Source organism: Amycolatopsis xylanica, assembly GCF_900107045.1.
GTDB classification, from domain to species: Bacteria; Actinomycetota; Actinomycetes; order Mycobacteriales; family Pseudonocardiaceae; genus Amycolatopsis; species Amycolatopsis xylanica.
On sequence record NZ_FNON01000001.1, the window covers coordinates 1,681,345 to 1,700,795 of the forward strand.

At 68.4% G+C, this 19,451-nt stretch carries 12 protein-coding genes; 3 read left to right on the forward strand and 9 right to left on the reverse strand.

Translation table 11 applies throughout. The features are described 5' to 3' along the window. The first annotated feature begins 47 nt into the window (after positions 1-47). Positions 48-1,175, forward strand: coding sequence for an epoxide hydrolase family protein (locus BLV57_RS07390; protein WP_091287734.1), 1,128 nt, complete (start codon positions 48-50; stop codon positions 1,173-1,175). An 11-nt stretch (positions 1,176-1,186) separates the two neighbouring features. On the opposite strand, the gene BLV57_RS07395 is transcribed toward BLV57_RS07390, so the two are convergent. Further along, the gene (locus tag BLV57_RS07395) at positions 1,187-2,308 is read right to left on the reverse strand and encodes a sensor domain-containing diguanylate cyclase (protein ID WP_091287735.1); all 1,122 of its coding nucleotides are present in this window, start codon (positions 2,306-2,308) and stop codon (positions 1,187-1,189) included. A gap of 184 nt (positions 2,309-2,492) precedes the next feature. Here BLV57_RS07395 and BLV57_RS07400 point away from each other — a divergent pair, with 184 nt between their 5' ends. After that, positions 2,493-3,989: a cryptochrome/photolyase family protein gene (locus BLV57_RS07400; protein WP_091287736.1), complete on the forward strand. Its 1,497-nt coding sequence runs from the start codon at positions 2,493-2,495 to the stop codon at positions 3,987-3,989. A 72-nt stretch (positions 3,990-4,061) separates the two neighbouring features. Here the strand turns inward: BLV57_RS07400 and BLV57_RS07405 are convergent, their stop codons facing one another. The 8 genes from BLV57_RS07405 to BLV57_RS43895 all read right to left on the reverse strand — a co-directional run bounded on the left by BLV57_RS07405 (position 4,062) and on the right by BLV57_RS43895 (position 15,970). Next, positions 4,062-6,968, reverse strand: coding sequence for an LGFP repeat-containing protein (locus BLV57_RS07405; RefSeq protein ID WP_176968521.1), 2,907 nt, complete (start codon positions 6,966-6,968; stop codon positions 4,062-4,064). Next, entirely contained in the window at positions 6,953-7,831 is an 879-nt protein-coding gene (locus BLV57_RS07410; RefSeq protein ID WP_091287738.1) for an RICIN domain-containing protein, read from the reverse strand. The genes BLV57_RS07405 and BLV57_RS07410 overlap by 16 nt, the downstream gene beginning before the upstream one ends. A gap of 158 nt (positions 7,832-7,989) precedes the next feature. Continuing rightward, positions 7,990-8,406, reverse strand: coding sequence for an organic hydroperoxide resistance protein (locus tag BLV57_RS07415; protein ID WP_091287739.1), 417 nt, complete (start codon positions 8,404-8,406; stop codon positions 7,990-7,992). A gap of 2 nt (positions 8,407-8,408) precedes the next feature. Further along, entirely contained in the window at positions 8,409-9,353 is a 945-nt protein-coding gene (locus BLV57_RS07420; RefSeq protein WP_091287740.1) for an NAD-dependent epimerase/dehydratase family protein, read from the reverse strand. A gap of 88 nt (positions 9,354-9,441) precedes the next feature. Beyond that, positions 9,442-10,005, reverse strand: coding sequence for a TetR/AcrR family transcriptional regulator (locus tag BLV57_RS07425; protein ID WP_091287741.1), 564 nt, complete (start codon positions 10,003-10,005; stop codon positions 9,442-9,444). A 414-nt stretch (positions 10,006-10,419) separates the two neighbouring features. Beyond that, the gene (locus tag BLV57_RS07430) at positions 10,420-10,980 is read right to left on the reverse strand and encodes an SMI1/KNR4 family protein (protein ID WP_091287742.1); all 561 of its coding nucleotides are present in this window, start codon (positions 10,978-10,980) and stop codon (positions 10,420-10,422) included. An 18-nt stretch (positions 10,981-10,998) separates the two neighbouring features. Further along, positions 10,999-15,276, reverse strand: coding sequence for a DNA/RNA non-specific endonuclease (locus tag BLV57_RS07435; protein WP_245757191.1), 4,278 nt, complete (start codon positions 15,274-15,276; stop codon positions 10,999-11,001). 133 nt (positions 15,277-15,409) lie between these two features. Continuing rightward, positions 15,410-15,970, reverse strand: a complete 561-nt coding sequence (locus BLV57_RS43895; RefSeq protein ID WP_245757192.1) for an ALF repeat-containing protein — start codon at positions 15,968-15,970, stop codon at positions 15,410-15,412. 812 nt (positions 15,971-16,782) lie between these two features. Here BLV57_RS43895 and BLV57_RS07445 point away from each other — a divergent pair. Continuing rightward, positions 16,783-19,395 (forward strand): RICIN domain-containing protein, encoded by a 2,613-nt coding sequence (locus BLV57_RS07445; protein WP_091287743.1) that lies wholly within the window; start codon positions 16,783-16,785, stop codon positions 19,393-19,395. Positions 19,396-19,451 lie beyond the last annotated feature (56 nt).

Here is a 19,451-nt window from a genome sequence, read left to right on the forward strand (position 1 = left end):
AGTATATAGGAACCTAATGTACCTATACAGGTTCTACTGTTCTTCTCATGACGAACAACAACGAAATCCGCCCCTTCCGCATCGAGGTTCCCCAGGCCGACCTGGACGACCTCCACGAGCGCCTCGCCCGCACCAGGCTGCCGCAGCCTGCCCCCACCGACGACTGGGAGTACGGCACCCCGAACAGCTACCTCGGCGAGACCGTCGACTACTGGCGCACCAAGTTCGACTGGAGCGCGCAGGAAGCGCGGATGAACGAGTTCCCCCACTACCTCACCGAAATCGACGGGCAGAACGTCCACTTCATCCACGTCCCGTCCAAAGAGGACAACGCGACCCCGTTGCTGCTGCTGCACACCTACCCTGGCTCGTTCGTCGACTTCCTCGACCTGATCGGCCCGCTCACCGACCCGGTCGCCCACGGCGGCGACGCGGCCGACGCGTTCTCGGTCGTGGTGCCCTCGATCCCCGGCTTCGGCTACAGCATGCCGCTCACCGGCCGCGGCTGGACCATGCGGAAGGTGGCGGCGACCTTCGACAAGCTGATGCGCCGTCTCGGGTACGACTCGTACGGCTCACACGGCAGCGACGGCGGCGCGATGATCTCCCGCGAGCTCGGGCTCATGGAGCCAGAGGGCTTCCTCGGCCTGCACGTGCTGCAGCTCTTCTCGTTCCCCTCCGGCGACCCGGCCGAGTTCGAGAAGCTCGAGCCGAAGGACTACGCCGCGCTCGGGCACCTCGAATGGTTCCAGTCCGTCGGCGGCTACAACCAGATGAACGCGACGCGCCCGCAGACCATCGGCGCCGCCATCGCCGATTCGCCGGTCGGCCAGCTCGCGTACAGCGAGCTGTTCAACAACTTCGGCAACGGGACGAGCCTCGTCACCACGGACCAGATCCTGACCCAGGTCTCGCTTTACTGGTTCACCAACACCCAGGCGACCGCGGGCCGCTACCACTTCGAAGAGGCAAAGGCGGCGCACGAGCCCGCGGTGAACCCGTCGCGCACCGGCGTCGCGGTGTTCGCCGACGACTTCAAGACGATCCGGACCTTCGCCGAGCGGGACAACTCGCAGATCGTGCACTGGTCGGAGTTCCCCGACGGTGGGCACTTCGCGGCGATGGAACGCCCGGACGTCCTCGCCGAAGACCTGCGCACGTTCTTCCGCTCCTGACGGCCCGGCCGTCAGCGGAACCAGGCCGCGGACGGCGCGGTCTCCGCGAGGTCCCCGCGGTCGGACGGCCACAGCATCGCCGCGGCCTTGTCACGGTCGGTCCGCAGGCTGTGGATCGGCAGGGGCCGTTGCCGGGTCAGCAGGGTCGTGATCCGGGGATGGGGATCGACGAACGGGTAGGTGGCATGCAGCGCCTTCAGCCTGCGCTCGAGATATGCGGCGCGGTCGGCCAGTTCGTTGGCGCTGAGCGCGGGCTGGATGAGCAAGAACTCGTCGGTGCTCAGCCGCACCGCCCGGTCGAGCGGGCGCAGGCTTTCCCGGATGAGGTCGGCGATGTTCTGCTCGGTGTGCATCTTCAGCCGGTTGCCGTGACGGCGGCCGACTTCGTCCAGGTCGTCGACGGTGATCAAGATCAGCCCGAGCGGGACGGTGTCGGTGGACGCACCGAGCCACGCGGCGATCCCCGGCAGCGTCGCGAGCCCCGTGTCCGGGTCGGTCACCGGGGCGAGCGGCGCGGATTCGGTGCGCGGCCGCCGTTCCAGCCGGGTGGCGAGATGACGCAACGCCGCCTCGGTCCGGTTCTCCACCACCGACGCGGCCGGCGCCGTCACGCCGCGCAGCACCTCGTCGACGGCGATCCGCGCGGTGGGCGGAAGCCGGTCGCCGAACGCGTCACGGAGCCGGACGACCTCGGCGTAGGCCTCGTCGCGACGGAAACCCCAGCGGCCCTGAAACTGCCGTGCCGCCTCGACCGAGGTCGCCGACGGATCCACTTCGTCGAGGTCCTGCGCGACGACCGACCCGCCGAACGTCGGGGTGAGGACCGCGACCGACCATTCCCTGGCCAGGGTTTCGTCGGCCCGCAAGAGCACCGGGGTCACGCCGTGCGGAAGATCCGGGCGGCCCGCATCGACCATGCCGACCACCGTCACGGCCGCGCGCCGGGCGATCTTGGCGTACACCTCGCGTTCCCGTTCGAAGTACGGCAATCGTTGGAACAGAGCGAAGACGATCATCTTCTCGTCGGCGCCCTCGGCGAGCGCCGCGTGTTCGACCGCGTGGGAAGCGATGACCAAAGCCCGCTTCGACAACAGGCCCGCACGTTCTGTGACACCCCAGTGCCTGTCCGGCATTACAGGTCCGTCGCTTTCCTCGACACCAAAGGTTCGACGGTAAACGGCGCGACCGGTTCACCCAAGTGCACGATCGAGTGATAGTGCGCGCCCGCGTTCTCCCCGCGTCACGCAGGCAGTGCATGATGTCGGCCTACCGAACGGGAGCCATGGTGCAGCAAAGCACGATCGAGGCCGCGACCAGGTGAGCGATCCGGACGCCATGTGGCTCTTCGGTGACCAGCTGGGCCCGCATTTCCACAGCACACCGGACCACCGTGATCGCGAGGTGCTGCTGATCCGCTCGGCCGCCGCCTTCGCGCGCAAGCCGTTCCACCGGCAGAAGATGCATCTGGTCGACGTCGCGATCCGCCGTCTCGCCGCCGAACTCGGCGACCGGGCCAAGATCATCGAGGCGCCGACCTACACCGCGGGGCTGCGCCGATTCGGCAGGCCCGTCGTCGTCCACGAACCCGGTTCGCATGCCGCCGACGCACTGGTCGCGCGCCTGCGCGGGCAAGGCCTGGTCACCGAAATCCTGCCGACGCCGGGATTCGTGCTGACCAAGGCCGAGTTCACCGCGTGGGCCGCGGGCAGGCAGCGGGCCGTGATGGAGGACTTCTACCGCGACCAGCGCCGCCGGTTCGGTGTGCTGCTCGAGCCTGGCGGCGAACCGGCAGGCGGCAGGTGGAACTTCGACCACGACAACCGCCGTCCCCCGCCGGGACGCTCCACGCTCCCGGTGCCCGCCGCCTGGTTCCCCGACGAGGACGAGATCGACGAGCGGGTACGCCACGACCTCGACCACGCCGAACGCGAGGGCCTCATCCAGCCGGTCGGCATCGACGGTCCGCGCCGGTTCGCGACCGGCGCCGCCGAAGCCGAGCAGGCCCTGGGCCGGTTCCTCGACCATCGGCTGGGCACGTTCGGCCCGCACCAGGACGCGATGCTCAGCGCCGATTGGGCCATGTCGCACTCCCTCCTGTCGGTGCCGCTGAACCTCGGCCTGCTCGATCCGCTCGACGTCATCCGCCGCGCCGAACACCGCTACCGGACCGGGGCGGCGCCGCTGGCCAGTGTCGAAGGATTCGTGCGGCAGGTGGTGGGCTGGCGTGAATGGGTGTGGCACCTCTACTGGCACCTGGGCCCGCAGTACTTGCGCCGCAACACTTTGCAAGCCCATCGGCCGCTCCCGGACTGGTGGCGCGAGCTCGACGCGGACGCCGTCGAGGCGGCGTGCCTGCGCACGGCGCTCGCCGGCGTCCGCGACCGCGGCTACGCGCACCACATCGAACGGCTGATGCTGCTGGGAAACCACGCCCTGCAACGCGGCTACGACCCCGCCGCGCTGAACGCGTGGTTCGCCACCGCCTTCGTCGACGGCTTCCCGTGGGTGATGCCCGCCAACGTCATCGGGATGAGCCAGTACGCCGACGGAGGTGTCGTCGGCACCAAGCCCTACGCGGCGGGCGGCGCCTACATCAGCCGCATGAGCGATCACTGCGGTGGCTGCTTCTACAACCCGAAGAAGCGGCTCGGTGCCGACGCCTGCCCGTTCACCGCGGGCTACTGGGCGTTCCTCAACCGCAACGAACCCCGGCTGCGGCACAACCCGCGCATGCGCCACCCGCTCGACGGGCTCGCCAGGCTCGCCGACCTGCCCGCCGTCGTGAGCCAGGAAGCCGGCCGGCACCGATTCTGATCGGCCGTGAAGACCCCGAAAGTGGCTTTCGTCAGATGCGATCTGACGAAAGCCACTTTCGGGCAGGCGGACTCAGTGACAGGTACCCCACTGGGTGGTGATCGAGGGGTTGGCCGCGTCGCGGTAGTCGAGCACCGTGGTCGCGTCGCACTTCGGGTACTTGATCTCGAGGTAGCCGTCGTGGCCGTCGCTGCGCAGGGTGGGTCCCTGCGCGAGCCCGGTGGCCGACCAGTGCGGCTGGGTGATGCCGTCCACCGAGGTGACCTGCGCGGCGTACTTGTCGTCGTCCTTGCCGAAGTTGAAGACGAACGTGTGCCCGTCCGGACTGCGGAAGGTGCCCGCAGGCGGATTCGCGTTCAGCGCCACCGTGTCCGTGCCGAACTTGCCGAAGTCCATTTTGGACGATTCCATCGCGTAGAACAGGCCTGTCTTGCCGAACTCCTGGGTCTTCGTGTCCACGATCTGGGTGGCGACGTACATGCCGAGCTTGCCGCACTTCTCGGTGTCCAGGTTGAGGATGTCCCAGCCGCCGCTCACCACATGGTCGGCGCAGGTGTTCAGCACGTCCGGCATCGCGAACCCGTACCCGCACGCGAAACCGCCGGACACGCAGATGTTGTAGCGGCTGCGGTCGTCGGACCGGCCACGGAACCGGATCAGGTCCTCGAACTTCACCTCACCGTGGCCTGCGATGTTCTTCGTCGGCATGAGCGTGGTCGACTGCGCCGAGCCGACCAGCTTGTAGCTGCGGCGCACGTCGTAACCGTAACCACTGTTCGTCCACACGCCACCAGCGGTGAGCAAGAACGACGGCGAGCTGGAGTAGATCTCCACGGCGGGGTCGGCGTTGTCGGGTGAGTACGACATCTTCGGCCGGTTGCCGTGGTAGAAGGTCTGCTGGTACGGCTCCGACTTGTCCATCGCGCGCCAGATCGCCGCGCGAGGCGGCAGGTACGAGCTGAACGTCGCGATGTTCGCCTCACCGGTGAAACTGTCGGGCAGATAGCCGCCGGTGTTCGGGGTGAAACCGGTCCACAGCATGAACATCCCGGTCATCGGATCGGAATCGCCGCCGTAGTAGGTGTGGATCTCCTCGTCTTCGCGTTCCTTCTGCCGCCGGAACGGCCCGGCCCGGCGCAGGTCGTTGCTCGACACCCCGAACTTCGTGGTCAGGTAGTCGAGCACGATCTGCGCGGCGACCCTGATCTTCTGGTCACGGGCGTAGTCGTAGAGGTTCATCAGCGCGTGTGCGGCCAGCCTGCTGTACGGCCTGGAGTTGTACTCCATGAAATCGTGCTGCGCGAACTTCTGGATATGCGGGAGCAGGTAGTCCCGCAGCCCGTTGGCCGCATTGTCGTAGGTGTTGTCGTGGTTGACATCCCACAGCAACTGGTTCGACAGATACTTGGACGTCTCGATCATGAGCCGGTGATTCTCGGTCTCGGAAACGTCGAGATTGCACGCCTCGATATGTTCGTCGTCGGTCGAATGCGGACCGGTTTCGGAGAACAGGTAACCGCGGGCGTGTTGTTTGCTCAGCGGATACAGCAGGTCCCCGTAGCGGTACATGACCACCATCAGTCCTTTGAGGAACATGTCGTAGTCGCCGTACCGATGCTCGCAGATGAAGATGTCGTCGAAGGTCGAGCCGGTCGGATAGGTCGTCGCCTGCCGGAGCAGCCGGTTGGCGAGTTCGACGCTCGACGCCTGCCCCGGACAGCGGAAGTCCGTGCCCTGGCGCCGCACGGTCTCCAGATGCCCGGCGATGCCGGTGATCTCGCCCTCGCCCGCTTTCCTCGTCGAGATGTCCAGCGGGTTCTGGCAGGCCTGGTGCTCGGCGGCGCGGGCGCGCCGGACGTCCACATTGTCCAGTGCGTGCGCCGGATCCGTCGCCGAGACGTCGCGGATGTCGGTGCCGCCCGTGTAGAAGACCTCGGTCGTCGCGGTCAGCGTCCAGCCCTGCTTGCAGTCTCCGTCACAGCCTTCGACGATGACCTCGACATGGCCGTTGGGCGCCCAGAACCGGTGGAACCCTTCGCGCCGCCTTTCCTTGTACGGATAGACATCGTGCTGCCAGGCGTCCTCGTGCTTGCCGTCGACGTTCCAGCGCACGATGAACTTGTCGTAGAAGAAGGGATCGGTCGGTCCCCATTCGGCGAACACCTGGTTGTTGATCGAATAGACCGCGACCACCAGGTTCGTGCCCTGCCTGGGCGAGAACACCAGCGAACCGTGCTGGAAGTACTGCCGCCTGCCGAACGGCTCGCCGACCTGCGGCGAGGTCGGGCAGCCGAGTTTCCCGGCACCGGCGCCCAGCTCACGCCACCGCTGCCCGATCAGGCCGTCCACCGCCGGGCCCGGGCAGTCCGACGGCTGGGCTGACAGGTCCGGCACGGTGAGCGCCACCGGGAAGGTGTACCCGTCGCGGCAAGTCGGCTGAGGCTGGCCGTTTTGCGGGTTGGGCACGCCGTCGCAGCCGAGCACCTGGAACTCGTAACGGCCAGGTCCCCTGGTCAGCGGCATGCTGAAGGTGCCGTGGTCCGCCGGTGCGGGTGACGCGGCTTCGACCCTGGTCAGGCCGTTGTGTTTCCACCCGATCATGAAGAAGCTGTAGGTGTGGCCCTCGGTGGAGCCCCAGTCGATGACCGCCTCGTTGCGCTCGAGGTATGCCGAAACCACCATTTTCGCGCCCTGGCTTGGCGAGTAGACGATCTCGCCGTGCTCATACGGCTGGCGGCGCGCGGTGCTGTTCGGAACCGCTTCTTCGGGAGCGGTCGGGCAGCCGAGCGGGCCGCCGCCCGCGTTGAGGCCCTGCCACCGGTCGCCGATCAGGCCGCCCGCCTGCACCCCGCAGGGCACCACGCCGGCGGTCTGCGGTGCGGCGTGCCCGGCCTGGACCGGGTTCACCAGACCGGCCAGTATCAGCGGCACCGCGAGGAGTGCGCGAATCCTGCCACGCTTGGTCATCGGATCCGCCATTTCTGCGAGGGTTTGTCGATGCAGTCGCTGACGCCGATGCGGGCGCCGGTCGCCGCCGAGCCGCCGAGTATTTCGAGGCATTTGCCGTTGGATTCGTTGCGCAGGTGGTTTTCAGGGTCCGCGGACCAGCGCTGGCTGGGCAGCCCGTTGCATTCCCACACCACCGCCTCGGCGCCGTTTTGCGCGCTGGAGCCGAGAATGTCCAGGCACAGGCTCGACCACACCAGGTACAGCTCCCGGTTCGGCCCGCGCCACCACTTCGAGGTGTTCCACCCGTCGCAGGCGGCCGCGACCACCGGGGTGCCGTTGGGCGTGGCCGCACGCGGCACCTGGAAACAGAGGTCGTTCAGATCGGACCGGTAGTGGTCGAGCGGATAGGCCCACCACCATCTCTTGGCGGGCGCGGCGTCGCAGTCCCACACGCTCACCTTGGCGCCGACGGCGTAGGCGCCACCAGTGACCTGCAGGCATTTGCCGTTGAGCCTGCTGCGTACCTGCCGGTCCTCGAGGTACCAGCGCTGCGACACCGAGCCGTCACAGGCCGCGGCGACGACGGGTGCGCCGTTGCGCTGATCCGCGCCCGCGACCGTCAGGCAGGTTCGCAGTGCGAGGTTGTGGATCACCTCGTCCTTGCTCTGCCACTTCTGCGGACCGCTGCCGTCGCAGTTCTCCGTGGCAGGCGCGCCATGGTTGAGGCCGAGGCACTTGTTGTTGAGCGCGGTCCGGAAGTCGCCGTTGATATCCGGTTCGGCGTGTGCGGTCGTCGCCAGCAGGGTGCCGGCCAGCAGCACAAGGCAGGCCGTCACGGCCAGCAGCGCGCGCCCCGGTATCCGCGTGACGGCGTTGCGTCGTCCGCTGATCAAGGTCCCATCCCGTCATCGGTGAAAATGGCCACGCACAGGATGACGATCTTGACCGGTCGGCGTCGCGCCTCTTCGGGCGGAATCCGGGGCAGTGTTCGGCCTGCCCGCAAGGTCGTGAGTGTCGGCCGTCGGCAACACTCACGACCCCGCAGGGCCGGTCAGGCCGAGACGTGCAGCGTGACGTCGACGTTGCCGCGGATCGCCCGCGAGTACGGGCAGCGTCCGTGCGCGTCGCTTGCCAGCGATTCGGCGTCCTCTCGCGACAGTCCGGGGAGCGAGGCGGTCAGCTCCACGTCGAGCAGGAATCCGGCTTCGTCCTGGGCGAGGCTCACCCGCGCGACGACCGTGTCACCCGACAGTTTCACCTTGCGCTCCCTGGCGACCAAGCGCAGCGCGCTGTGGAAGCAGGCCGCGTAGCCGGCGCCGAACAGCTGCTCGGGGTTGGTCGCCGCGCCGGAGCCGCCTGCTTCCTTGGGCAGTGCGAGCGCGGTGTCGAGCAGGCCGTCGGAGGAGCGGACCTTGCCGTTGCGCCCGTCGCCGCTGGAGGTCACTTCGGTGGTGTACAGGGTCTTCATGGTCACAGTCCTTTCGCGGCGGTGTGGGCGAACCAGTCGAGGGTGGTGGCGAGCGCTTCGCGCATCGGGGTGGCGGAGCCGCCGAACGTGCTGGTGTAGAGCGAGTCGTCCATGACGAACGGCTCGGTGTGCCAGTAGAAGAATTCGCGGTACTCGGCCATGAACGCCTCGTCGTACGGGCCGAACGGCTCCGGCTCGCGCTGCACGGTGAGCTGCGTCGGCTGGCCGGTCAGGTCGCTGATGATCCCGTGGATCTCCCGGGTGGTGTGCGGCCCCGCGACAGGCAGGTGCCACAGCTTGCCCAGTGCGCGCTCGTCGGAGCCGAGTACCGCGAGCCCGGCGGCGAGGTCGGGCACGTAGGTGTAGCTCTTCGGCAGGTCGATGTCGCCCAGCCCGAGCCGGATCCCGCCGGTCAGCGCGGCCGGGAACACCGTCGCCCCCAGCGACGAGAGCAGCACGCGCGGGCCGAAGAAGTCGGCGGCCATGCCGAGCGCGACGCGGAGGTCACCACGCTCGTGCGCGGCGAGGTACCGCTCGGTGATCGCGGCGCGCGTCTTGCCCTTGGGGCCCTGCGCGGCGAGCGGCGTCCGCTCGGTCATCGGCACCCCGCCGGTCGGGCCGTACTGGTTGAGCGTCTCGACGGTGACCAGCTTGGCGCCGCTCCGGCCGACGACATCGAGCAGCGCGTCCTGGATCACCGGCAGCACCTGCGGCTGCAGCTGGTACGGAACGTGCGTGCAGTTGTAGACGACGTCGGCGCCCTCGACGACCTCCGCGAGCTTGCCCCGGTCGGTCACGTCGGCGGCGACCCGCACCGAACCGGCGATCTGCTCACCGCCGCCGGACCGGTTCACCGTGCGCACCAGGTGCCCCTGGGCGACGAGCCGTTCGGCGAGGGTCAGGCCGACCGGTCCGGTTCCGAGCACGACGTGCAGTTCCTGGTTCATGACTTCTCCTTCGAAGATTGAGTGGTTGACCACTCACACTTTGGGCCAAAAAAGAAGGCCGTGCGACACGGCCGTTCTCGAGAAAAACTCAGTAGTGGCGCAGCCCCGCCGAGAGCGTGTTCGCCCACGGCGCGTCGATCTCGGTGGCGCCGATCGCCACCACCAGGTGACACAACGCTCCCCTGGCCATGAAGTACTGGATCGCGTCGGCGTCCGCGCCGGAGACACTGCGTACGTACTCGACGGTCCTGGCGTAGCTTCGCTGCACCACTTCACGCACCGAGGGCTCGGAAGCCGCTGCCGCCTGGGCGTGCACTTGGACCAGCAAAAGGTCCTGGTCGGCGATCAGCTTGGCGTATTCGTCGCCCATCGCCATCAGCACTTCGTGCGGCTCAGCGCTGCGCGCCTTCGCCGCTCCCCTGGCGAAGCTGTCCCGCACGAGGTCGAAACAGTGCTCGACGACCGCGACGAACAGCGCTTCCTTGTTGGGGAACAGGCGATAGACGTAGGCCTGCGAGATGCCGGCCCGCTTCGCCACCTCGGTGGTGTTGGTGCCGTAGTAGCCACGGGCCGCGAAACTGCTGACCGCGGTGCTGAGCACCGCTTCCCTGCGTTCCTCCGCGGTGCTGAGCACCCGTCCCGTCGCCGCCATGTGAGTAATAAACCACTCACACTTTCCGGTGTCAACCCCCTCGTGAGTGGCGCGGCGGGTTAGAGCCAACCGTTTTTTGGCGATCTACGCCTGGCCTGGGCTTGGCTGGTCGGTATGAACGGGGCTTGTGTCACGCTCAGCGGAACGAAAGTGACTTATGTGTGGTGGTGTGTGGGAAACGAGGCGTTCAACGCTCCGTTTCCCACACACCGGGCCCCGGCCTGGGTGACAAGGGCGGCGTTTGTCACCCAGAGCGTTGCAAGGGCGACCCTTGTCACGTGCCCAGGGTGAACGAGCCCGAGCGAGTGGGAGGATTTCTGCATCTAACGGAGCAAAACTCCCACTCGCGCCGAGACTCGCGTGGCAGGTCGACAAATACCGGTCCGCTAGAACCGGCCGCGGCACTCACGAGCCTCAGGAGGCCGGGTAGGAGACCATCCGGGAGCCGACGAAGCCGGTGAACTCCACCGGCTTCGCGGACAGGTCCCACCGCAGGATGTTGTCTTCGCCGGTGCTCACCAGGATCTCGTGGATGACCTTCGACATCGGGCCCGCGTGCTCGTGCCAGTTGTCCCGGTCGTTGTACGCGACCCGCCAGGTGTCCGGGTCGGCCGAGCCGGTGATCCACCAGAACGTGCCACCCGAATCGGTGCTCCCCCAGGGATACAGCCCGCCGGGCTCGGGGAACAGCACGTAGGACGTGCCCGAGAGGTATCCGGTGTCCGGGTCCGCGAAGATCTCCAGGAACTCCTGGTTGTGCCGTTTGACGCCCGCGAGCTCATCGGCACCCTGCGCCGGGTTCTCCACTTCGATGCTCGCCCGGTACGCACCCGACGGGAACCGGGTCAGCAGTTCCTTGTAGTCGGCGGGCAGCCGGAGGCCCAGGTCCCGTTCGACGGCGGCCCAGTCCACCTCGGGTCGGAAGTCCCCGGGCCGCCAGCCGACGAGACGCGCCACCTCGTCCACATAGGTCATGCTTCGCTCCTCGTCATATCAGGCGGTCCGGAACGAGTCGCAGCGTTCCTTGTTCACGTTGCCCCCTGGCACGTTGTGGATGGTAGCGAAGCAGTTCGCGCCGTTGGACGAGATCGCCTCGATGAAGATCCACTCCGGCATCGCGGCCGTGGCGCTGGGGTACTGCACGTGGACTTCGTAGATCACCGAAACGTCCCTGGCCGGGTGCCGGTCCAGCATGTCGCCGACCGCGTTCTCGACGATCTTCACGTCCGACAGGTTGACCGCGCGGTACTGGGTCACGATGTTCTCCACGCTCATCGAACCCCAGAGCCGGGCCGCGACCAGGTGACCCTTCTGCACCGGCTCGATGCCCAGCTTCGCCGGTGATTCCGGATGGCCGACCGGAGCCGCCGGCTCACCGGACCGCGTGGTCGTGCTCTTCGCGCAGACGATGCCGCCGGTGGCCCGCTTGGCGGGATTGCCGAGCCAGGTGAAGTCCTGCATCGGGTAGTTGAACGAGACGTCCGTGGGGACGATCGTGTTGAAGCATCCGTTCACCGTCTGCTGCCCCGCGATGCTGGCGAGCCGCTGTCCCGGGTTCGCGGCGACCGACGGCTGGCCCGTGTGGGCCTCGAGTTCCTTCTCCCGGATCTTCTGCTTGTCCACCACCGTGCAGGTCCCCGCCGCGCGCATCCCTGGCGCCTTGCAGCCCTTGAGCTGCCTGAGCAGGTCACGAAGCTTGGTGACGACACCACGAGCCGCCAGCTTGAGGTCCTTGAAGGTCCGGATGCCCTTGACGATCCGCACGGTCGTGCTGATGGCGTCCGGGATCTTGGTGAGGAACCTGGCGAGCTTCAGGATGGGCAACGCGTTGATCACCGTCATCACGCAGGAGATGAAATCGCCCTCCATGAAGCACTTCTTGGCGTCCGTGTAGCCGATCAGGTCGAGGATGATCTGCCCGCCCTCGGCGACGATCATGTCGAGCAGGCTCTTGTTCGCCTCGGCCCGGGCCTGGTTGTACTGGTCGACACCGGCCTGGCCCTTCTCGGCGCGCAGGTCGGCCTCCTCCTCCGGGGTGAGCGCGGGGACTTCGCTGTCGTCGTTGATGGCCTGCTCGGCCTCCCGGCGCGCCTGCTCCTCCGCGGCCCTGCGCATTTCCTCCTGCAGCTGGGCCAGCTGGGCCTGGATCGCCTTGGCGTCCTCCTCGGCGTTGCGGGCCCTCGCCTCGACGTTGTCCGCGTACTTCTCGGCGTTCTTCGCCGCCGAATCGGCGTCCTTCGCGTACTGGTCCGCGCGGGCGGCCGCCTGGCGTGCCTCCTCGGCGTCCTTTTCGGCCTGCTCGGCCGCCTTCACCGCGGCGGCCGCGTCCTGCTCGGCGCGGGTGGCCGCCGCGCTGGCCTCGTTGGCCGCCTTGGTGGCGCTGTCCGCCGCCTGGCGGGCCGCCGCCGCGTCACGCTCGGCCTGATCCGCCGCGCGGCCGGCGAGCGCGGCGTCGGCCGCCGCCTGATCGGCCGCGGCCCGTGCCGCCTTGGCGTCGGCCTGCGCCTCGGCGTCGACCGCCTCGGTCTCGGCAGCCAGCCTGCGTGCCGCCGCCGCTTCGACCGCGGCGTCGGCCGCCGAAACCTGTGCCTCCGCCGCGGCCTTGGCCGCGTCGGCGGCGGACTTGGCCGCGTTGGCCGCGGCTTCGTAGGCCGGCTTCACCAGTTCTCCGGCGTTCCTCGCCGCCTCGGCCGCTTCGATCGACTTCTGGTTCGCGTCGGCCGCCGCCTGCTGCGCGGCCTTCACCTGGGTGTCGCCGATGTCCTTGGCACGGTTGGCCACCAGCTGCACGAAGTCGGCGTCGAGATCGGCGCCGGCGAACGGGCTGGTGAGCGTGATCGCCGTGTTCGCCGGGTTGGCGATACCGGCCGAAGCCTTCGTGGTCGACGCCGAGGCGCGGGTCGCGATCCCGGCCTGGACGGCCGCCGTCGCCGCCTCCTCGGACGCGGCGTTGGCCTCGTCGCGAGTCCGGTCCGCCGCCTCGAGCGCCTTCGCCGACTCCACCATCGCCTGCTGCGCCAGATCCATCGCCTTGCGCGCGTTCTCCGCAGCGCGCGCCTCGGCCGCGGTCGCGGTCTCCGCGTCCGCCCGCGCCCGCACCGCCTCCGCGTGCACCGCGGCGGCCTCTTGCTCGGCCCGGTTCGCCGCCTGGTTCGCCCGCGACGCGGCGGCCTGCGCCTGATTCGCCGCCGCACGGGACATCCCCGCGGCGTGCTCGGCCTCCCGTGCCGCGGCACGGGCCTCCGACGCCGCCGACTGCGCCCGGTCCGCGTGTGCTCGGGACCGGCCAGCCGCGCCCTGCGCCTCGGTCGCGGCCTTGCGCGAGCTCACCGCGGCCGCGCCGGCCTCATTGGCTCGCAGGCTGGCGTTCTGCGCGGCTCCCCGTGCGATGTTCGCGTCGGTGCGCGCCTGGTTCGCCGCGTTGCGCGCCTTGACCTTGTCGTCCTGGATGATCTCCGAGGAGCTTTCCGCGCGGTCGGCCAGCGCGCCGAGCGCCTGCGCCCGCTTCTCGGCCGTGTCGGCCGACTGCCGGAGCTGCTCGGCCTCTTCCCGCGCCTGGTGGGCCTTGTTCTCTTCGATACTCGCGCTGTTGTCCGCGTTGGCCGCGATCTGTTCCTGTGCCCGTGCGTCCTTGGCCGCGTCGGCCGCGATCTGCTCCTGCTGCTGCGCCGCCACCCGCTTGTCGGAGGCGATCCGTTGCTGCGCCTCGGCTTCCTGCCGCTTCTGGCGCGCGACATTCGCCTCCTGCACCGCCTTGGCCCGCTCCTCGGCGGCCACGCGCTGCTTCGCCTCGGCTTCCTTGCGCTTCTGCTCCGCGACCCCGCGCCACTGCTCGGCCTCCTGCCGCTTCTGCGCCGCGATGGTCCGTTGGTTCTCCGCGTCGGCACGAGCCTGCTTCACGTTCGCGGCGTGCACCTTGGCACTGGCCAGCGCCGCCTCGGCGTCGATCCTCGCCTGCTTCGCCAGCCGCGCGGCCTCGGCCGCCGCGTTGGCCTCGTCCCGAGCCGCCTTGGCCATCTGCAACGCACTCGCTTCATGCGACTTCGCGTTGGCCAGCCACTGCCTGGCGTTCTCTTCGTGCTTCTTGGCCTTGTCGGCGGCGTCGGTCGCCGCGGCGTCGGCGGCGATCGCGTCCACCGCGTGCACCGCGGATTCCGTGGCCTGCTTGCCCGCCTGCGCGGCGGCGGCCATGCCCTGGACGACCTTCACCCACTGCAGGCCGTGCGGCATCCCGTTCTCGACCAGGATGTTGGCCTGCGTGGTCGCGCCGGCGGCCGCGGTCTCGGCCTCCCTGGCGTCGGCGATCGCGTACTGAAGCTGTTGCGCCACCCTGTCTTTCGCACGCTGGTACAGCTCCGGGTGATACTGACCGCTCGCCTGATCCGCGGCCAGCACCCTGGCCGCCTCGCGGGAGGCATCCGCCGCGCCGGTCATGTCGTTCGCGGCCCGCTCCAAGGCTTTCAGGCCATCGCCGTGCGCGGTGAGGATGTTGCGCCGGGCCTTCATCGCCCTGACGACCCTCTGCGCCTCGGCCGACGCGGCCTCGTTCTCCTTGCGCTGCCGCTCGAGTTCGGCGAGGTGCGCGTCCCTGGCGTCCGCGTCCTTCTTCGCCGCGATCAGGTAGCCGGTCTTGAGGTATTCCTCGATCGCGGCGTCGCCCGCGGCCAGCGCCGCCTTCGCGGCCTTCGAGACCTCCGGCGTGCCTTGGTCGGCCGCCTGCTGGACGTGCGCTCGGCGCCGGTCCTTGAGCTCCTTCTCGTAGGCACCGTCCCGGCGGTCCTGCTCCGCGGCGATATCGCGGCCGAAGGCGAGGAAGTTCTCGCGCTCGCGGGCGTCCTTCTGCAGCGCGCGCGTGACGGCCGCGTTGAACGCCGGGCCGCCGGTGCCTGCCAGCGCCTCGATCAGCTTGCGGTTTTGCGCGTCGATGCGGTCTTTACGTTCCTTCGCGGCCTTCTTCGCATCCTGCTGGCCGTGATCGAAGAAATCCTCGACGGCCTTCTTGTCGCCTGCCTCGGCCTTCTTCAAGGTGACCCTGGCCGCCTCGCGGACTTCCTCGTCCTCGTCGAACGCGGCGATGTCGGCGAGCAGGTCACGCTGCATCTGGTCGAGCAGCGCCTGGTCCTCGGGGTCGATTCCCTGCTGCGCCTGCGCCGCGGCCGGAGTTTTTTCCTTCTGCGGCAACGACGACTGAGCGGCGGCACGCGCGGCGGCCGTCTCGGCCATGGCCGCGGCGCCGTCGCTCATGGTGCCTGCCAGGAAGGCGGTGGTCACCGTGAGGACCACGGCTCTGCGCCATCCGGCCGATTTCTTCCGCCTCGAGCGCCATGGTGATCTTGACATGGTTCGGAAACACCCCAGTTTCACGAAAACAAGAGCAGGGAAAGGGAAGAGGAAAGAAGAATGCTCAGTGCTCGCCGGTCATGCGGTCGTAACCGGCCTGCGCGTCGGTGCTGACGCCACCCCAGTGCTGTGCCTGGCCTTCCGCGAAGGCCGACTCGGTCGTCCAAGTGCCGCGCTGCTTGTCCGCCGCGGCGCCGATGCTCTGCCATACCGGATCGGCCTGCGTGCCTGCCCGCTCGAGCACGGTCTGCCAGTAGCGAGCCTGCTCCAGGCAGAGCTTGCGCTCGTCGTCCCAGGATTTCGTTGCGGCGTCGGCCTTCTGCTTCGTGTCCGCCCATGCCCCGGCGGCGACGGCCCTGGCCTTCACCGCCGCTTCCCCGCTCGACTCGAGCGCCACCTTTTCGGCCTCCTGGGCGTCGATGATCAGCTGGGAGATCGTGGCGTGGAGGTACATGCCCGCGTCCTGGGTGCGCAGGCGGAAGAGTTCGACGTCCAGTCCGGCCGCGGCCATCCAGCCGCTCGCGAAGAACTCCCGGATGTCGGCGTCCAGCCCGCCGTTGCGCAAGGCGTACTCGGCGGCCTGCCGCACCTGCTCGCCGGGATCGGCGGTCGACAGCAGCCGCACGAAATCGCGATCGGCCTGTGCTATCTGCTGTTTGTGCTGCTCATCGGCTTCCCTGGCCGCATTGTCTTGCGCTTTCGCTTCCGCGAAACCAGTGCGAACGAACCAGTCCCAGTCAGCGCTACTACCTTTGAGCACATTACCGGCAGTGGCATGAACCAGTGGCGAATAGGCGGCCGAGTAAGTGTCGTAAACCCTTTGAGCGAAATCCCGGTTACGCGCATTGAATTCATTGGCCCGCTGCCGCGCCTTCGCGAATCCCCGGAGCACGAACTCACGCAGCACCGCCTCGTCGGAGGACCGCAATGCCTGCCACGCCGAAGCCCTGACCAGGGCCTGGCTATGAAAAAGCGCCGCTTGCCGGACATTCGGATACCACGGCGACTGTTCTATTCCGGTCGTTCGAACTGCGCCGAACGCAGTAATGTAATGGGTTTCCGCGGCTGCCACCTGACCACAGCCGGTAAAAGTGAGCGCAGCAGTCAGCGCACAGCCAGTTATGGCCGATCCCCAGTGCACCGATAACCCCCAAGTTAGTCGGTATTCCGTGTTCTCACACAGAATGCCGACTCTGCCAGAAAATACGCACGGGCGACTTCGGAATATGATCCAGGTCACACCCGGCGGCCCCGGTGATCACGAACCTGTTACGGTCCCACGGCTGGTCTTGACCATTTTTTCGCTACCTGGCAACGATTTGCTCGCACGCGCCTGGGGTTTTATGCGTGCTCCCATGGACTTTCCACCATCATAAGGAATCCATCTTGAGTAGCTCCGTATCAGCAAGCAGACCGAACCGGGCCTGGCCCCGGCGCGTGCGCTCCGCCGTGGTGGCCGGCGCCGCGGCTGCCACGATCGCCGGGCTCGCTCCCGCTCCCGCCTTCGCGGCCACCGCGCCGGAAAACCCGGCCGCGGCACCGAAAAACTGGGAACCGGTCGGTGTCCCGACCACCGGCACAGCCGCGCGCGCCGCGGCCGCCCAGTCCACCGACGACGACAAGATCGCGGCCGCGGCGCTGCTCGGTGTCAATCCCGGCCCCGAGCTGATGATCCTGACCGACCGCGACTTCACCGTGGCGATGTACCGCATCGCCGACGACCAGGACAAGCCCCGTCCGCTCGAGCCGGGCAACCGGACCGTGAAAACGGCCGCGCTCAAGGCACTCGAGGAGGGTGACGCCGCCTGTCTCACGTTCATCAAGTCGGGGATGAAGGCGGCGCACGAGGAAGACGTCAAGCTCGACCTCGAATGGCGTGACCAGCAAGAGAAGGAGCGGGCCGCCAAGGCGACCGCCGGTCAGCTGCTCACCATCCCGGTGGGCAACGCCGAGAAGGCCATGTCGCTCTTCGACTTCATCGCCTACCTCGACCTGAAGGCCGACGCGCACAAGGACCAGCTGGTCAAGGAGAAGGCCCAGGCCGCGCTCACCGGCACCCCCGACGAGCAGTGGACGTTCCTGAGCTCGGGGCTCGGCATCGCGCACACCGCCGACGTCAACCGCCTGATCAAGGAGCGGACCGACCAGACCCAGGCCGAGAAGGACGCCGCGATCGCCCGCGAGGCCAAGGCGAACGCGGCCTGGCACGCGCTGGGCATCGTGGCGCCCGACGCCATGGTCCGTCTCTCGGACCAGTCCTTCGTGTTCGAGATCTCGAACCGCGTCGCGCAGGACACCGAGGTGTTCGGCGCCGCCGAAGAGGCGCTCGCCAGCCACGATCCGGTGCAGTGGAAGCGTTTCATCGACACCGGCGCGCAGGAGGCCCACGAGCGCGACATCGAGAACACGCTCCGGAAGCGGGACGAGGCACGCAGCCGCCAGATCCTCGAGCTCCGCACGCGCGCGGCGAACAGCCTCGCCCACCCCGCGCTGGTCGCCGCCGCCGACAAGGCGCTCGCCGGCACCCCGGCCGAGCGCGTCCGGTTCCTGCTCACCGGGAAGGACGAGAACCTCACGCAGACGCTGCGCACGGTCGCGCTCGACGACTTCTACCTCGCCGACGGCAACGGGCAGGCACTCCTCGGCCCGTGGGCGACCGGGCAGCACCCGGAGCAGGTCTGGAAGGTCGAGCCGGGTCTCGCGGACCCGACCTGTCACTCGTTCGCCTCCACCACCCGGCCGAACTACTACCTGCGCTACGTCAACGGCAGGCTCAGCGTCGACCCCGCGGACGGCACCAACGCCTTCGGGCCGACCGTGACCTGGTGCGCGCGCCGTGCCGGTTCCGGGATCGCCTTCGGCAACGTCCAGTCGAAGGTCGACCTGGCGGTCACCGCGCCGTCCGGCGGCACCGTGTGGTCGGTCGAGGCGCCTAAGCCGCCGATGCCCATCGAGCGCCGCTACACCACCGACGCGAACACCCGCACCAGGCTCGGCGCGCCGACCGCCGACGCGGTGCTCGGCAGCAACGGTGTCGGCTACCGCCAGTACCAGAACGGCCGTCTCTACCAGGCCTTCCGCCCGGGCGCGACCAACCTCACGACGTCGGTCGTCGCGGGTGAGGTACTGGCGAAGTTCGCTTCGCTGGGCTACGAAGGCGGCGTGCTCAGCTACCCGGTCGAGGACGAGCGCACGTTCAGCAAGGGCCGCGTCCAGCGGTTCGCGGGCGGCGCGGTGTACGTCGTGTCGGGCGTCGGCACGTTCGTCGTCTACGGCGAGATCTACAAGAAGTACGCCGAAACGGGTGCGGAGAACGGCCTGCTGAGCTACCCGGCCTCCGACACCGTCCGCCTGTCCGACGGGGTCGGCTGGTACACCACCTTCGTCGGCAACACCGGTGCCATCTACTACACCCCGGCCACCGGCGCGAAGCTCGTCTACGGCTCCATCCGCGGCAGGTACAACGAGCTCGGCGCGGAGAAGTCGTGGCTCGGCTACCCCACGAGCGATGAGTTCGACCTGCCGAAGGGCAGGCGCAACACCTTCCAAAGTGGACGGATCGACTTCAGCAACGACGGCGGCGCCACCGTCGCGTACAAGACGGTCCCGGTCGCGCCGAAGGCGATCGAGATCAAGGGCGTCGAGTCCGGGCGCTGCATCCAGGTCGCCGGCCTCGGGCAGGACGCCATCAGGGACGGCGCCGGCATCGAGCTGTGGGACTGCGTCTCCGGTGTGAAGCAGATCTGGGACGTCGTCCCGCTCGGCAACGACAAGTACAACCTGAAGAACCGCAATTCGGGCAAGTGCCTGGACGTCTACAACAACACCCTCGACAACCAGGGCGGGATCATCCAGCACACCTGCCACGGCGGTCTCAACCAGCAGTGGGAGTTCACCACCGACGACACCGGCGCGAACTACGCGCTCCGCGCCGTGCACTCGGCCAAGGTGCTCGACGCCAGGGCCCACGGCACCGCCAACGCCACCCTTCTCCAGCAGTTCGCGGACAAGGGCGAAGGCAACCAGCGCTGGACCATCATCCCCCAGTAGCGCCCGGTCATCTCCCCGCGATGGACGCCGGCCACTGGAACCTCAGCGGCCGGCGT

What these genes read in the sequence shown, in the direction of transcription:
- BLV57_RS07425 (WP_091287741.1), bottom strand. Translation starts at nt 10,005, where the DNA reads ATGGCGGCGACGGGACGGGTGCTCAGCACCGCGGAGGAACGCAGGGAA.
- BLV57_RS07420 (WP_091287740.1), bottom strand. Translation starts at nt 9,353, where the DNA reads ATGAACCAGGAACTGCACGTCGTGCTCGGAACCGGACCGGTCGGCCTG.
- BLV57_RS07430 (WP_091287742.1), bottom strand. Translation starts at nt 10,980, where the DNA reads ATGACCTATGTGGACGAGGTGGCGCGTCTCGTCGGCTGGCGGCCCGGG.
- BLV57_RS07390 (WP_091287734.1), top strand. Translation starts at nt 48, where the DNA reads ATGACGAACAACAACGAAATCCGCCCCTTCCGCATCGAGGTTCCCCAG.
- BLV57_RS07405 (WP_176968521.1), bottom strand. Translation starts at nt 6,968, where the DNA reads ATGGCGGATCCGATGACCAAGCGTGGCAGGATTCGCGCACTCCTCGCG.
- BLV57_RS07415 (WP_091287739.1), bottom strand. Translation starts at nt 8,406, where the DNA reads ATGAAGACCCTGTACACCACCGAAGTGACCTCCAGCGGCGACGGGCGC.
- BLV57_RS07395 (WP_091287735.1), bottom strand. Translation starts at nt 2,308, where the DNA reads ATGCCGGACAGGCACTGGGGTGTCACAGAACGTGCGGGCCTGTTGTCG.